The 14,524-nt window shown below is 46.8% G+C and carries 15 protein-coding genes; 8 read left to right on the forward strand and 7 right to left on the reverse strand.

Translation table 11 applies throughout. The features are described from left to right. The first annotated feature begins 356 nt into the window (after window positions 1-356). From JGK22_RS03270 to JGK22_RS03295, 6 genes are all read left to right on the forward strand, one after another. Window positions 357-2,105, forward strand: coding sequence for an ABC transporter ATP-binding protein (locus JGK22_RS03270; protein WP_293177918.1), 1,749 nt, complete (start codon window positions 357-359; stop codon window positions 2,103-2,105). Between the two features lie 177 nt (window positions 2,106-2,282). Further along, on the forward strand, window positions 2,283-2,942 hold the full coding sequence (locus tag JGK22_RS03275) for an SGNH/GDSL hydrolase family protein (RefSeq protein WP_293196543.1): 660 nt from the start codon (window positions 2,283-2,285) through the stop codon (window positions 2,940-2,942). A 94-nt stretch (window positions 2,943-3,036) separates the two neighbouring features. Then, window positions 3,037-3,456, forward strand: coding sequence for an MAPEG family protein (locus JGK22_RS03280; RefSeq protein WP_293177912.1), 420 nt, complete (start codon window positions 3,037-3,039; stop codon window positions 3,454-3,456). A 74-nt stretch (window positions 3,457-3,530) separates the two neighbouring features. After that, entirely contained in the window at window positions 3,531-3,713 is a 183-nt protein-coding gene (locus tag JGK22_RS03285; RefSeq protein WP_293204826.1) for a hypothetical protein, read from the forward strand. Continuing rightward, window positions 3,682-4,047 (forward strand): hypothetical protein, encoded by a 366-nt coding sequence (locus JGK22_RS03290; RefSeq protein ID WP_293204828.1) that lies wholly within the window; start codon window positions 3,682-3,684, stop codon window positions 4,045-4,047. Before JGK22_RS03285 ends, JGK22_RS03290 begins: the two co-directional genes overlap by 32 nt. A gap of 51 nt (window positions 4,048-4,098) precedes the next feature. Next, window positions 4,099-4,254, forward strand: coding sequence for a hypothetical protein (locus JGK22_RS03295; protein WP_293177903.1), 156 nt, complete (start codon window positions 4,099-4,101; stop codon window positions 4,252-4,254). 82 nt (window positions 4,255-4,336) lie between these two features. On the opposite strand, the gene murD is transcribed toward JGK22_RS03295, so the two are convergent. Together murD and glyS are read right to left on the reverse strand one after the other, a co-directional pair. After that, window positions 4,337-5,689: a UDP-N-acetylmuramoyl-L-alanine--D-glutamate ligase gene (murD, locus tag JGK22_RS03300; RefSeq protein WP_293196545.1), complete on the reverse strand. Its 1,353-nt coding sequence runs from the start codon at window positions 5,687-5,689 to the stop codon at window positions 4,337-4,339. A gap of 268 nt (window positions 5,690-5,957) precedes the next feature. After that, the gene (gene glyS, locus JGK22_RS03305) at window positions 5,958-8,339 is read right to left on the reverse strand and encodes a glycine--tRNA ligase subunit beta (protein ID WP_293312322.1); all 2,382 of its coding nucleotides are present in this window, start codon (window positions 8,337-8,339) and stop codon (window positions 5,958-5,960) included. Between the two features lie 132 nt (window positions 8,340-8,471). Between glyS and JGK22_RS03310 the strand changes: the two genes are divergently transcribed. Continuing rightward, window positions 8,472-9,650 carry a HetZ-related protein 2 gene (locus JGK22_RS03310; RefSeq protein WP_293191216.1) on the forward strand — a complete coding sequence of 393 codons (1,179 nt, stop codon included), beginning with the start codon at window positions 8,472-8,474 and terminating at the stop codon, window positions 9,648-9,650. Between the two features lie 80 nt (window positions 9,651-9,730). Here JGK22_RS03310 and JGK22_RS03315 read toward each other — a convergent pair whose 3' ends face one another. Then, complete coding sequence (locus JGK22_RS03315; protein ID WP_293177892.1) at window positions 9,731-9,934, reverse strand: hypothetical protein; 204 nt, start codon at window positions 9,932-9,934, stop codon at window positions 9,731-9,733. A gap of 453 nt (window positions 9,935-10,387) precedes the next feature. Between JGK22_RS03315 and JGK22_RS03320 the strand changes: the two genes are divergently transcribed. Next, window positions 10,388-11,473, forward strand: coding sequence for a hypothetical protein (locus JGK22_RS03320; RefSeq protein ID WP_293177889.1), 1,086 nt, complete (start codon window positions 10,388-10,390; stop codon window positions 11,471-11,473). A 171-nt stretch (window positions 11,474-11,644) separates the two neighbouring features. On the opposite strand, the gene JGK22_RS03325 is transcribed toward JGK22_RS03320, so the two are convergent. From JGK22_RS03325 to trpB, 4 genes are all read right to left on the reverse strand, one after another. Continuing rightward, the gene (locus JGK22_RS03325) at window positions 11,645-12,283 is read right to left on the reverse strand and encodes a ribonuclease D (RefSeq protein WP_293177886.1); all 639 of its coding nucleotides are present in this window, start codon (window positions 12,281-12,283) and stop codon (window positions 11,645-11,647) included. After that, window positions 12,237-12,452 (reverse strand): hypothetical protein, encoded by a 216-nt coding sequence (locus JGK22_RS03330; protein ID WP_293177883.1) that lies wholly within the window; start codon window positions 12,450-12,452, stop codon window positions 12,237-12,239. Before JGK22_RS03330 ends, JGK22_RS03325 begins: the two co-directional genes overlap by 47 nt. Continuing rightward, window positions 12,436-12,849: a CAP domain-containing protein gene (locus JGK22_RS03335; RefSeq protein WP_293191212.1), complete on the reverse strand. Its 414-nt coding sequence runs from the start codon at window positions 12,847-12,849 to the stop codon at window positions 12,436-12,438. The genes JGK22_RS03330 and JGK22_RS03335 overlap by 17 nt, the downstream gene beginning before the upstream one ends. Before the next feature lie 292 nt (window positions 12,850-13,141). Beyond that, window positions 13,142-14,389 carry a tryptophan synthase subunit beta gene (trpB, locus tag JGK22_RS03340; RefSeq protein ID WP_293312324.1) on the reverse strand — a complete coding sequence of 416 codons (1,248 nt, stop codon included), beginning with the start codon at window positions 14,387-14,389 and terminating at the stop codon, window positions 13,142-13,144. Window positions 14,390-14,524 lie beyond the last annotated feature (135 nt).

The raw sequence follows: 14,524 nt of genomic DNA on the forward strand, positions 1-14,524 counted from the left end.
TTGTCTCCTTGCGCTTACATTAGCAAATTTAGCACTCTCTGACTCTGAGTGCTAAGTCGATCGACTTTAGATTGTAGCGTGTCCCTCAGAAGTGTGGGGCTGGCGGGGGCGGATTTGGGGAAAAGGGCGGGCCCCAACGGTGGCCCAGGACACGTCACTGCCGTGTCCCTACATACCCGCTGTAGGGACACGGCACTGCCGTGTCCTCATAGATATAATGTGGTTTGTGACATATCGCCCGATCGGATATTGGAGTGCCCCCTGTCAACTGTCAACTGTCAACTGCTATACGCATCAACGGTTAAATTCGGTACTAACTGTCAACTGTCAACTGTCAACTGTCAACTGTTATACCTATGGCTCGTTATTCTCGACTGCAAAAACTCATTTCTTATATGCGCCCGCACTGGAAACCGACATTCTGGGGCGTTTTTTCCTTATTAATTGTCAATGCTGTGGGCGTTTACATTCCCCTACTGATTCGGAATGCAGTTGACACACTCCAAGTGGCGACTAAATTTGACCAAGTTTTCAACTACGTGATACTGATTCTCGTACTAGCTTCAATCATGTGGGGAATTCGGATGGCATCGCGGATTCTGCTGTTTGGCGTCGGGCGTCAAGTAGAATTTGACCTCAAACAGCAAATATTTAATCATTTATTAACATTAGAACCGTCTTATTTTGCTGCCAATACTGTAGGGGATTTAATTAATCGCGCTACTTCCGACTTGGACAATATTCGCCGCTTGGTGGGTTTTGCAGTGCTGAGTTTGGCGAATACAGCCTTTGCTTATGCTTTGACTTTGCCGGTGATGCTGGGGATTAATGTACGGCTGACGCTGTTGGCGATCGCAGTTTATCCATTAATGCTAGTTTTGGTACAGTTATTTAGCGACAAACTTCGCATCCAGCAACTAGCAGTCCAAGAAGAACTATCGGCGATGAGCGATTTAATTCAAGAGGATATGAGCGGAATGTCCGTAATTAAAATCTATGCTCAAGAAGAAAACGAACGTCGAGCTTTTCGCGATTGTAACGCCAAGTTGCTATCAGCAAATTTGACATTAGCCCAAACTAGAAACTTTATTTTTCCACTACTGGGCGGTTTAGCCAGCATCAGTTTGTTGGTACTACTTTCAGCAGGTGGCGGAGCAATTGCTAAGGGCGAAATTAGCATCGGCGATTTTGTGGCATTGCTGATTTATGTCGAGCGTTTGGTATTTCCGACGGCGCTGTTGGGTTTCACCATTACTGCTTACCAGCGCGGAGAAGTCAGTGTCGATCGCATAGAATCAATTTTGACTGTGGAACCGCAAATTAAGGATGCTCCCGATGCAGCGGACTTGCCAACTCCTGTCAAAGGTGAAATAGTCGCTCGCAATTTGAATTATACCTATCCAGGCGCTAAGATACCCGCGCTCAAAGATGTCAATTTTACCATCAAACCGGGCGAAACAGTCTCGATTGTTGGGGCGATCGGTTCTGGCAAATCAACCTTGGCTAATGCCCTGCCGCGCTTGCTGAATATCGATGCGGGTGAGTTGTTTGTAGACGGGCAGGATATTACCGAGGTGAAGTTGAGGGAGTTGCGCGGGGCGATCGCCTACGTGCCCCAAGAAAGCTTTCTGTTCGGTACTACCATCAAGAATAACATCCGCTACGGCAATCCTTTAGCAGAAGAACCCCAGATTGAAGCAGCCGCCAAACAGGCACAAATCCACCCCGAAATCCTCAACTTTCCGCAACAGTACAAAACAGTTGTCGGCGAGCGCGGCATTACCTTATCCGGCGGACAAAGGCAGCGAACAGCACTAGCTAGAGCCTTGTTAGTTGACGCTCCCGTGCTAATTTTAGATGACGCTCTTTCCAGCGTGGACAATCAAACTGCTACCGATATTTTGCAGAACTTGGCAACCGGAACCGATCGCAAAACCGTAATTTTTATCTCGCACCAAATGTCAGCAGCCGCGAGTGCCGATCGCATATTCGTCATGGAAAAGGGAGAAATAGTGCAAAGCGGCACTCACGCAGAATTGGTAAAGGAAACAGGGCTTTATCAGTATTTGTGGAACCAGCAAAAACTAGAAGAATTGCTGCACTGACAGGTTCGTAGTGAGGACTTTAGTCCTTCTTCATCCAGGTTCGTAGTGAGGACTTTAGTCCTTCTTCATCCAGGTTCGTAGTGAGGACTTTAGTCCTTCTTCAGACAAAGGGAAAAGGACTGAAGTCCTCACTACAAACTGAAGCGTAGTTAACTTAGTTATTTATCAAACATAGTCGTGGAAAATCAAAATCCCGATCCTTCAAGCCTCTCCAGCAACACTGATTCACCGGGAAATAGTCCCATCAAAATAATGCCCCTAGGTGACTCAATTACCGATGGATACTTCGTACCAGGAGGATATCGCATCGATTTACAGCCTGCAATGGAGAATCGAGGCTATGCTATTGAGTTTGTCGGTTCCCTAAGCAATGGCCCCGATACCTTACTCTCTCAGCATCACGAGGGACATTCCGGTTGGCTGATCGAACAAATTTGCGATCGGGTTGTGGAGTGGCTGCAAACCTTCCAACCCGATATTATTTTGCTCCTCATCGGCACCAATAATATCGGACAATGGTATCAAGTAGAAACTGCAAGCTATCGCCTCAACCAATTAATCGATCGCATTTTTGAAACTGCACCCAATGTTAAACTCTTTGTCGCTGCAATTCCGCCAATGTCTGAACCCACCTTAAATCAGCGAGTTAAACTATACAATCAAAACAGCGAGGAGTTAGTCAAGGAAAAACAACAAGCAGGGAAGCCCATAGATTTTGTTGATTTATATAATATCCTCAGCCTTGACGATCTCCCCGATGGCGTTCATCCCAACCGAGAAGGATTTCGGAAAATTGCTGGTGCTCTTGAAGCTTGTCTGTCAGCGCACCTAAGTTAACAAATTCCTCGTCTGCGATTCCACGCAGTCTACAATCGTCGTCAAGAAAAATAGTATAATGAATATATCTAGTCCACCCCAATAATCCCCAATCATGCTCGCAGAAGCAAACGCCACACTCTGGCCTAGTCTAATAACTGTTTCAGCATTAATTCTATACTTCGTTGTTACCATCAACGTTGGCAGAGCCAGATTCAAATACAAAGTTTCTCCCCCGCAGATGACAGGAAACCCGGACTTTGAACGAGTAGTGCGAGTTCAGCAAAATACCCTAGAGCAAATGATTCTATTTTTGCCCTCGCTATGGCTGTTTTCGCAATTTGTCAGCCCAATTTGGGCAGCCGGTATCGGTGCAGTTTGGATAGTTGGACGCATTTTGTTTGCTTGGGGTTATTACCAAGCGGCGGAAAAACGAGCCGCAGGATTTGGTATTAGTACCTTAGCTACTTTAACTTTGCTTGGCGGTTCATTGATTGGCATCATCATGTCCCTGGTAAAAGTTTCACAGCTATAATTTATATTAGTAGGGTGCGCCGCGCGCACCTTTTTATGTAAATCTAACTCTTTCAATCTCGTTCAGGAGTCAATATGTCTGAAACTAACAAACCTGTATTTCAAATTAACCAGCAACTTTTTCAACAGCTTACCGAGTGGCAACAAAAACTCGCACTAGAAGATGAATTAGCCAGCGAGTCAGAAGACGAGAAACCAATAGAGGTAAAAAGTCCTCCCGATAGTGATGAACAGCATTCTCAAACCAATAATTCCTAGCTTGTGGCTGGCAGTATTCTTTTTTGTATTTCCGGCTGCTGTCTCGGCTCAATCGTTGACAATCAGCCAAGTTCAACAAGTTAATAGCGGTTTATTTCGTTCTAACTCTCAAGATTTCTTCGAGCAAGGAAATCGCCAACTGGAACGGGAAATCGCAGCTTTGTTGCGAAAAAATGTTGCTTCCGAAGGCAAGATTCTGGAGATTGATGAAAAATTGCGCTCTCAGCTTTGTCGGGAAGATTTTTTAATCTCCTCGCGGTATCATGATACAATCAGTGCTGCTGAGATTGCCAGTTTTCAGCCAAAATTAAATGAGATTTGCAGGCAGAAATAAAGTCAAAGTGAGGTCAAGATTAAAGTTTTAGCGTTAATGGATAAAGAAGTAATGACTAAATTGAAACTAGCGCTGCTGGAAGCGAAAACGGTGGCTCAGTTGGCTGCGATTATTATTGATTACACTCATGAGGAAATGATGCTAGTTTTTGATGAGCTGGAATGGGAACAGCAGGCAAAAATTAAGGATATTTGGAAGAGTGTTTGAGGGATGGCCTGTTTATAAAGTTGTAGGTTCCAGCACCGGACACGGCATTGCCGTGTCCCTGCGGATATCGCGTAATGCAGCCCTACTTTTTGGGAAGCGATTCGAGACACAATTGACGGAAATGATCGCCGCGTTGCTCGAAGCTTTGGTATTGATCGAAGCTGGCGCAAGCTGGCGAAAGCAGTACGACTTTAGCTTTGTTTTGTTTGCCTAATTCTGCGGCTCTGGGAATGGCTCTTTCCATTGTTTCGACGATTTCCCAAGCGTTATAATCTGCTTGTTCTAGCCGATCACTAAAAAGGCCCGCTGCATCCCCAATTAACAGCACTGCAACAGCCTTCGCCTTGATTGTATCAATCCAAGCATTATCATCGCCCTCTTTGGGATCGCCGCCCGCAATCAAAATCGCCGGCGCGCTGACAGCAGCTAACCCGACTTGCGCTGCGTCATAATTAGTCGCTTTGCTGTCGTTGATGAAATCTATGCCTTCCCAGGTGCGGATGTGTTCGAGGCGGTGCGCCACTCCGGGGAATTTCGCGATCGCCCGGGCGATCGCACTTTGATCTATCCCTGCCAAATTAGCCGCTGCCACAGCCATCAACAAATTTTGCAAATTGTGTTCGCCCACCATCCGCAAAGACTCAGCAGGCAAAATTTTCTCGCCTTGAGCAATTACCCAACCGTCTTCGATGTACGCTCCAAAAGCGTGTTTTCCCAACAAATCTTTTTCACCTTTAACACTCGTCCAACACGCATCCGGCCAAATGTCAACTCCTTGCTGTCGCAAACCAGGATCGTCACCGTTGATGATTTGCAATTCCGAATTTTTCAGCAAATGGGCTTTAATGTTGTAGTAATTTTCTAAAGTTTTGTGGCGGCTGAGGTGATCCGGCGTCAAAGTCGTCAAAACTCCGATGCGCGGCGCTACCGACGGCGATGATTCTATCTGATAGCTGCTGATTTCTGCGATTACCCAATCCGGCGGTTTCTCGGAAGCAGCTAATTCGCACGCAGCATAACCAATGTTGCCACAAGCGGGAGCATGAAGCCCTGCTTCGGCAAAAATCGCAGCAATTAAAGCAGTAGTTGTAGTTTTGCCGTTAGTACCAGTAATTGCTACCCAAGGAGATTTGAGATAGCGCCACGCGAGAGCCATTTCTCCGATTGTTTCAATTCCCAATTCTCGGGCGCGTACTAATGCTGGAATATCCCAGGGAACGCCCGGACTTACTACTACTAATTCTATGGATTTGTCAGGTTCAAAAGATTTACCTAACTCTAGATTGATGCCTTCGTTAGCTAGTTGCTGTTGTTGTTCGAGTAGGTTTGGGGCCGATGAGCGATCGCTCAGCGTTACTTCCCATCCTTCGCGTTTGAGCAGTCTGGCGGCGGCAATCCCTGATTTTCCTAATCCAATTATATGAGCGATCGGCATACGTTATGTGTGTGATGGAGCGAATTTCCCTGGTTTTCTAAGTTTATATCTTAACCTTGCATGAATTTTTGCCTATTGGCCATTATGCTTAATTTACGAAAAAAGGTATGTTGTTGCGCTTAAGCGCTCTTTCATCTATGTATGAAAGGGGAGTATCTCAGTTTTGCATTTATTATAGTGCGAGCACCTCAAAGAAAAAATGCTTTTTACAAAAATGAGATGATCCCGCAGGAAAGAGCGCTGAAGCGCAACAACGTACCTTAAAAATTTAAAATCGATTGACGATCGCCCCAAAGTCAGCCAACACCCGCGCGTGATTCCGCAACAAACCCAGTAAATTCAAGCGATTGCGCTTAATTTCCGGGTCAGAATCCATCACCAAAACGCTTTCTGGCCCGTCAAAAAAGCTGCTCACAGCCGGAGCAATCTCCGTCAAACTATCTACCAACTGTTGGTAATTGCGAGTTTGCTTCGATAGCAGCGTTTGCGGCACTAACTGCACCACAGCATCGTAAAAAGCTTGTTCGGAAGACTTTTGAAATAACTCGGGTTTCACCGCCGTTTTCGGTTCCAATTCTACCTTATCCAAATCACCTTGAGCCGCCAAACGAGTCGAACGGTTGACTGTTTCGTAAATCAGATCCAAAGTCTTGTCATTGCGGATTTGTTGCAGGAAAATTGCTCTTTCCAGCGCGTCCAACAAATCTCTCAATGCTCGTTCAGTATATTCTGGGTCGTTTTCTCCCAAAACTGCATTCACCAAATCATAATCTACATTCTTTTCTTCTTGCAGCAAAGTGCGAATTCTTTGCAGGAAAAACTCGTATAATTGCGATAGCAACTCCGCCGATGTTTGGGGGCGCACCGCGGTAAATTCTGCGACAACTTCTGCAAGTAGTTGGTGCAAATTGATTGGCAACTGAGCCGCCCAAATAATGTTAGTTATTGCATTGGCGGCGCGGCGCAGGGCGAAGGGATCGGAGGAACCAGTCGGCAGCATTCCTAAGCCGAAGATGCTGACTAATGTATCTAATTTGTCAGCGATTGCGACAACTTGACCTGTGAGAGTTTGCGGCAAATTATCGCCCGCACCTTTGGGCAAATAATGCTCGAAAATTCCTGTTGCTACGGCTTCCGGTTCGCCGCAAGCTAAGGCGTATTTCTGCCCCATAATTCCTTGCATTTCGGGAAATTCGTAAACCATTTGGGTTACAAGGTCGGCTTTGCAAAGCAATGCTGCTCTTTCTATGTAAGCTTGTTCTGCGGCGGTGATTTGCAGTTGCTTGGTGATGAGAGAGGCAATCTTGCACAGTCGATCGACCTTGGCGCGCACTGTACCCAAATCTTCCTGGAAAGTGACCGTCTCCAACTTTGGCAAATAATCCTCTAGAGGCTTTACCAAGTCTGCTTTGTAGAAAAACTGACCGTCTGCCAATCTCGCCCGCACGACTCGCTCGTTACCTGCGGCAATAATCGCCGATTTTGCCGGATCGCCGTTGGAAATTGTAATGAAATAGGGTAGGAGTTCGGGGAATTCTGGGCTTTTGAGAATTGGAAAATAGCGCTGGTTGGTGACGATAATTGTGGTGATTACTTCCGGCGGTAACATCAAAAAACCGTCGTCAAATTTGCCGACTACGGCGTTGGGCCATTCTACTAAGTCGGTGACTTCTTCTAACAAATCTTCGGTAATGTCGGCGTAACCGCCTTGTTTGGTGGCGGCGGCTTCTACTTGTGCTTGAATTTGGATTTTGCGCTGTTGTCGATCGACTTCCACGCCAGCAGCCCGCAGACACTCGACATAATCCTCGGCTTGCGGAATCGAGACCCCCCCCATCTCCGGTGTAGGGGGGGTGTGCAACACCCGATGTCCTTGGGAAATGCGATCGCTCTTGACGGTATCTGAACCGCTGACCAATGCGATCGGCAGTACAGTATCATCAAACAGCGCTACGATCGATCGAATCGGGCGCGGAAACTTCAAATCTCCGTCAGCCCACCGCATAAATCTTTTGCCTTCTAACTTGTTAATCCACTGCGGCACAAGTTCGACCAAAATATCCGCCGTCATCCGCCCCGGAATCTGTTTGAGAACAAACACAAAATCGCCTTTATCGGTAGCGCGAACTTCCAAAGCATCGATTTCTACGCCTTGTTTTTTCGCAAAACCTTCGGCTGCTTTCGTCGGTTTGCCATCTTTAAAAGCCGAACTTGCGGGCGGCCCTTTTACCTCTTCTTCTCTGTCTGATTGCTTAACTGGCAGTCCTTTAACAAGAACGGCCAAACGCCTCGGAGTTGCGTATACATTAATTGATTCATTTGTCAAAGATTGTTCTGCCAGAGTTGCAGGTACGAGTTCCTGCCACTGTTGGACGCTGCCTGCGACAAAAGATGCGGGCAATTCTTCGGTGCCGAGTTCTAATAAAAAGTTAGGCATATAGAAATTGTGAAGTGAGGGAGCTACGGATTGGTAATGGGTAATGGGTAATTGGTAATTGGTAATCGGTAATTGGTAATCGGTAATCGGTAATCGGTAATTGGTAATTGGTAATTGGTAATTGGTAATTGGTAATTGGTAATTGGCTGGTGAGTGCGTTAGTTGACCTAAAATTTTTACATAACAAAGTTTGGTGTTTTTGTCAAGAGGCAATTCATCTCCCGATTCGATCGTTACAAAAGTTATGGATCGGCCGTCAAAATAGCCTGGAATTGCGATCGCGATAATAACATCACAGAATTATTTTACCGGTCACAGGTCTGATTAGAGCTAAAAAACACTCAAATGATCAGCATAGCACTTAAAATCGGGGGTGAAAGATATTCTCAGCAGCTCATGACCTTGGCGGAAAGACTAGCAGAAGATTGGAAGTCGCGACTCGAACAAGATTGCCCCGACGAGAGCTCTAGCACTCGCGAGAGTGTTGTTCGCTGGCTGTTGGGAGACAAGCCAGAAAGATTTGACACTCTAAATCCGACTCAACTCGCTGTCGCTTCTGGGGCGATCGACTTTTTATATCGAATTTTGCAGCAGCGCTATCTGGGAGTAGCGCCAGAAAGAGCTTACCGCAACTTGATCGGGCGCCTGGGCGGTTTGGTGGTGCTCCGGCAAAAAATCCAAGCGTGGGTTTCATTGAGTCGCGACAGACAGCGCAGTGCGGTAGAGGTACTGCAAGAAGTGATTCAGGAAATGCTGAATTCCGATCGCTACCTCCAGCAGCAAGTCGCCTGGATTGCCGAATGCACAACAGATAAGCGCTTGCGAAATGCTTTGCTGCTAGCGAGCACAGAAGAATACTGCTTGCGGCCGATCCGCAACCAGCCGCTGCTGGTGTACCGCTTCGTCAACTACCTGCGGCGTTCCCAGCGGGGCGGGTTGACGCAAGTCCCGGCGGGAGATTGGGTGCGGCTGGTGTCGGAACAGGTTCTGCCTGACGATACAGACGAACCGCTCAGCTTGCTAGACGAACAGGCGATGTCGGATTATCGAGAACATCAAGCTTGGGAAGAACGGCAAACTCAGCGGCAGATTGTCCAACAAGAATTTGAGAATTACTTGACTGCTGAAGTCGATCCGCTGGCTTCGCGATGGCTGCGGCTTTACCTGCAAGGCCGTTCCCAAGAGGCAATTGCTGAGGATTTGAAGGTGCCAGTCAAACAAATTTACCGCTTGCGAGAAAAAGTCAGTTACCACGCGATTCGGGTGTTTGCAGTCAAACAAGCACCAGAATTAGTCGCTAACTGGCTGGAAATTTCGCTCAAAGAACACAGTTTGGGCTTGACTCCCGCCCAGTGGCAGCAATATTTACAAGATCTCACGCCGGTGCAGCGACAGTTGATAGAATCGCTCAAAGCAGGGAAAAGTGTAGAGACGATCGCCTCTGAATTAAAGTTAAAAACCAATCAAGTCATCGGCGAGTGGAGCAAACTCTATTTAGCTGCTCAATCCCTCCGAAACGAGTAGATTGGTAATGAGTGGCGGGCGAAGCGTAGCGGAGGGAATTGCTAATTGTTAATTGGCGGTAGGAATTTTCCGAATTCGCGCTACAAATCAATTCCCGAACAGCCAGATTTGCTGCGAGTTTCCCCGTGGAAACCGCGCGATCGAATCAGGTAATATCGATCGGGATATCGCGCGTGCTGCCGCGATCTCACCCAAAAACGGATACCGTCCCACGTACTTAAATCGCGCTGATCCCCAAATTTTAGACCAAAGATCCACATCCCAGATTCATCTAGAGGAGTCAATCTCAAATCTCAAATCTCAAATCTCAAATTGACTGACGCTCGCGATCGGGGATGCTCACCGTGAACTTTGTGGAGTAAGATATTAGTAGGACGATCGACTCTTCAGGATTTTTTAACCAATCCTCAGTTCAGCAGTTGCACGTCAATCATCAGTTCTGGTGTATCTGTCATACTTGGGCATTCAGACAAAATTCTATCTTTGCCAGCCATAGGAATCAATCTTGGGCGATAAATGATAGTTAGTCGATAGTCCGCCCGCGATCATCTAGTTGTCAATCTTTCTGTAGAATTTGAGACTGGAATACAGAAGAGAGAAAATTCTGAGACCCAATATTTTTCTTTCATAAAAGCTTCCGGGTTTCAGATGCCTAGCTACGTCAGGGAAGTTGCATGGTTTAATTTTATAAATCAGGTTGGTATAGCGCGATCGCGCTTCCGACTACAGAGAAGCTAATGGTACATACATCTTCAACAGACTCGGCGACTACAATGGACTCCGATCGAATATTTCAACTAATCGATACAGTTGTTCCCTTTGAAGCTTGCCTTTACTATCAAGTTTTGCCTTTATCTCTAGAAGGCAATCTATTTAAATTGGGCGTAGTCGATGTGCAAGATGACTCCGCTTTGGACTACGTGCAGCGGATTTTAGCATACATGAATTGCTCGGTGACAACGGAGCAAATTGCCCCGGAAACTCAGCGTTCGATGCTCTCAGCTTACTTGCTCCACGGGAACCAAGTCAGAGAACCCAGCCTGACAGAAACCACACCAGCCCCAACACCGATACCAGCCCCAACACCAATAAATCCCGCACCAACAACATCAAGCTCCGAAGCAGACACCCTGCTGTCTGTACCCGAACCCTCCATTCGGGTTCCCGATCGGTTGAAACCTCCCGATGCTGAGGTTTTGCTGACGCCGACAGAACTTTCGGTTTTGGATGTCGAGGCCGTGCACTTGTCAAGCCCCGTCGAAGTTTTGGCAACTTTACCCGCGCCCCAACTGCTGCAAGAATTGCTCGGTAGAGTGCTCGTAGACGGTATCGGTAGGCTGTTTTTTGAGAGACACCAGTCCCAAGGTAGGATTCTTTGGAGTCAAGACGGCGTTTTGAAATCGATCCTCGAAGGTCTCTCTCCCTTCCTGTTTCAAGAAGTCATCGACGAGTTGAAACGGCTGACAGATATGCCTGTTTCCCCGGTGGAACATCCCAAACAAGTCGAAGTAGAACGCATCTATGGAAAAACTCATTTGCTGTTGCGCTTGCGAGTAATGCCCGTGGGTGGCAAGGAAGAAGCAACGCTGCAAGTCTTGCGGGGAGCAGCTTTGAGGTTTTACCAGCAGCAGCAATTGTCTACTCTGAGTCGAGATGCACTGCAACTGGCCAAAGAATTGCAGCGGAAAGTGAATCAAATTCGCGATCGCACTCGGCTTTCTCCTTTACCTTTGGAAGGTTTACCCGCTTTGGAACAAGTTGTCAGAAATGTTGACGACCAACTTGAAGCTTTGATGCAAGAACAGAATCCCGAGGATTTCTAATTAGAAATAGTTGTAAGTTTTGAACTTTCTTTAACTCAAATCTAGCCCGATCAAATAAATAACAATAATTAGGTTCGTAGTGAGGAATGCGAGTCCTTCCTTATCCAAAATCTGAAGAAGGACTCGCATTCCTCACTACAAACCTATGTGAGTGCAGTTGTGCGATCGCACCTAAGATGAACCGTGCTCGAAAATCTTATCGTACTGCAACAAATCCAAACTTACAAAAACTGGCAAACACCCAAAACATTGCTGTGCAACTTCCCAGCGTTCCTCTCGCTGCAACATAGCAGTCAACTTTTGTTTAGCGCCCAGCAAATATCGGACATCGTTAGCAGCGTAGCTCAATTGGTCATCAGAAAGATGCTCGGAATTTCCCCAATCCGAACTTTGAGAAGTTTTATTGAGTTCTACTTTTTCCAACTCTTGGATTAACTCTTTAAGTCCGTGTCTGTTAGTATAAGTTCTGGCTAACTTGCTAGCTATTTTTGTGCAGAAAACAGGTGCAATGTCAATACTTAAATTGTAACGCATTGTTGCCAGATCGAAGCGCGCAAAGTGAAATACCTTCTCAATATTTTCAGCTTCCATGAGCTTTTTCAAATTTGGCGCCGCCGTCTGGCCTTTAGCAATCCGCACCGCCGCCACTTTACCTTGCGGATCGCACAACTGCACCAAACACAGGCGATCGCGCCAGGGCATCAAACCCATCGTTTCCGTATCAACGGCGATCGCCTCCGCCGTCAAATAATAAGATAGCAGATCATCGGAGATATCGCGATCGCACACTTGAAAATCTGGAAATTCCATTCTTGGTTATTGGTAATCGGTAATTGGTAATCGGTAATTGGTAATCGGGCATCGGTAATCGGTAATCGGGCATCGGTAATCGGGAATCGATAATTAATCTTTCCTTCTTTCCTCTTCCTTCTTCCTTCTTCCTTCTTCCTTCTTCCTTCTTCTTATCGACTACGGACAAAAAGCTGAGTAAAATAATACTCCCCTTTGGCATTTTTGGCAATCGCAATACCAGTCAAATTAAATTGACTCTCGATATTCTTGCGGTGGCCCTCACTTTTAATCCAACCCTCAACAGCATTGCCAACCGGGTCGCTGTAGCCAAAATTGTAAGCAACATTTTCAGCTACACTTTGATAGGGAACAGTAATTGCTTTCGCCCGCCCTTCAAATCCATCGTGGCTAAATTTAACTTTCCCACTCGCCATATTTTCGCTGTGAATTCTGGCTATCTGACTAATTCGCGGATCGACAGTCAGCGGCGGCAACTTTTTCGAGGCTCGATATTGATTGATCTGTTGGTTAACAGCTTTTTCTAACTCAGCAATTGAACTCGTAGCAGCAATATTAGTATTCATGGAAGTTTCTGGGAGCGATTGTGTAGGAATGAGTTGAGTACAATTAGGTAGGATTGCCAGGAATCCTAGAGACATTAAAATCAAAGGTTTGTACATGAACTATTAAAGATAAAGAAGACCGGGCGGTTGAAACCGCGGCTACACAGACAAAACCCGCCTCCGCGGGTTGAAGAACGGATGATGAAAATTACGTTATCTTCTAAGTCGGCGGAGGCGGACATCATTTATATAGACGCGGTTGAAACCGCCGTCTGACCATTCCTACAGGGCGATCGCCCGAAATTCCGGTAAACTAGATATTCAGAACCTTCGCCACAGTGTTCACATCTTTATCACCGCGTCCCGAACAGTTGAGGACAATGCGCGGATTACCGGTTAGCTGCGGACAGAGAGTCTCCAAATAGGCGATCGCGTGAGCAGTTTCCAAAGCCGGAATAATCCCCTCCAACTGCGACAACCGTTGAAAAGCATCCAAAGCTTGCTGATCGGTTACACTGTAATATTCAGCCCTACCAGCATCCTTCAAATAACTGTGTTCCGGCCCCACACCAGGATAATCCAAACCCGCACTAATCGAATGCGGCTCGATGACTTGACCCTCATTATCCTGCAACAAATAACTCATAGCCCCGTGCAGAACACCCACAGTTCCCTTAGTCAAAGTAGCAGCGTGTTTATCGGTATCCACACCTTCTCCCGCCGCTTCAACACCAATTAACCGCACAGTTTCTTCCCCAACAAACTCATGAAAAAGACCCATAGCATTAGAACCGCCGCCCACACAAGCTAATAAGATATCTGGCAAACCATTCCACTTTTCTAGACACTGACTGCGAGTTTCTTGACCAATAATCGCATGGAAATCGCGCACCATCATCGGGTAAGGATGCGGCCCCGCCACCGAACCAAGAATATAATGAGTTGTTTCAACATTTGTCACCCAATCGCGAATCGCTTCAGAAGTCGCATCTTTCAGCGTTCCCGTACCCGCCGCCACGGGTCGCACTTCAGCACCCATCAAGCGCATTCTAAACACATTTAAAGCCTGTCTTTCCATGTCATGAACGCCCATGTAGACAACGCATTCTAAACCGAAACGAGCGCAAACAGTGGCAGTAGCAACGCCATGTTGGCCAGCACCAGTTTCAGCAATTACGCGCTTTTTACCCATGCGTTTTGCGAGCAATGCTTGAGCCAAAGCATTGTTAATTTTGTGAGCACCAGTGTGGTTTAAATCTTCGCGTTTGAGGTAAATTTGGGCGCCAGTGCCGTCTGGTTTAGCATAATGCTCCGTGAGGCGTTCGGCGAAATACAATGGGCTGGGGCGGCCGACATAATCCTTAAGTAATCCTTGAAGTTGCTGTTGAAATTCCGGTTCGCTGCGGTATTTGTGAAAAGCCGCTTCAAGCTCAAATAAAGCCGGCATCAGGGTTTCGGGGACATATTTGCCGCCGAATTTGCCGAATCTACCGAGGGAGTCGGGGCGTTGGGCGGTGGTTTCGGTGGTTTCTGTGGTGAGACGCAGAGGTGTGACAGTCACGGACTTTGTGGGGATAAGGGGACAGATTTTATTATATCTAGTGGATGTGGCGGGGCGGTGGGCGATCGGGTAATTTTGCGAGGGCTGCCAAAAATCGCTAGGATGGCGGAAGTTCGTTGGAGCCTTCGAGATATT

Origin of the sequence: Microcoleus sp. PH2017_08_TRC_O_A (assembly GCF_020738665.1) — a bacterium.
In the GTDB taxonomy this organism is placed as follows: Bacteria; Cyanobacteriota; Cyanobacteriia; order Cyanobacteriales; family Microcoleaceae; genus Microcoleus.

What these genes read in the sequence shown, in the direction of transcription:
- JGK22_RS03290 (WP_293204828.1), top strand. Translation starts at nt 3,682, where the DNA reads ATGAACAGCATTCTCAAACCAATAATTCCTAGCTTGTGGCTGGCAGTA.
- JGK22_RS03325 (WP_293177886.1), bottom strand. Translation starts at nt 12,283, where the DNA reads ATGGAATTTCCAGATTTTCAAGTGTGCGATCGCGATATCTCCGATGAT.
- JGK22_RS03280 (WP_293177912.1), top strand. Translation starts at nt 3,037, where the DNA reads ATGCTCGCAGAAGCAAACGCCACACTCTGGCCTAGTCTAATAACTGTT.
- JGK22_RS03310 (WP_293191216.1), top strand. Translation starts at nt 8,472, where the DNA reads ATGATCAGCATAGCACTTAAAATCGGGGGTGAAAGATATTCTCAGCAG.
- JGK22_RS03320 (WP_293177889.1), top strand. Translation starts at nt 10,388, where the DNA reads ATGGTACATACATCTTCAACAGACTCGGCGACTACAATGGACTCCGAT.
- JGK22_RS03285 (WP_293204826.1), top strand. Translation starts at nt 3,531, where the DNA reads ATGTCTGAAACTAACAAACCTGTATTTCAAATTAACCAGCAACTTTTT.
- JGK22_RS03270 (WP_293177918.1), top strand. Translation starts at nt 357, where the DNA reads ATGGCTCGTTATTCTCGACTGCAAAAACTCATTTCTTATATGCGCCCG.
- JGK22_RS03295 (WP_293177903.1), top strand. Translation starts at nt 4,099, where the DNA reads ATGACTAAATTGAAACTAGCGCTGCTGGAAGCGAAAACGGTGGCTCAG.
- JGK22_RS03335 (WP_293191212.1), bottom strand. Translation starts at nt 12,849, where the DNA reads ATGAATACTAATATTGCTGCTACGAGTTCAATTGCTGAGTTAGAAAAA.
- murD (WP_293196545.1), bottom strand. Translation starts at nt 5,689, where the DNA reads ATGCCGATCGCTCATATAATTGGATTAGGAAAATCAGGGATTGCCGCC.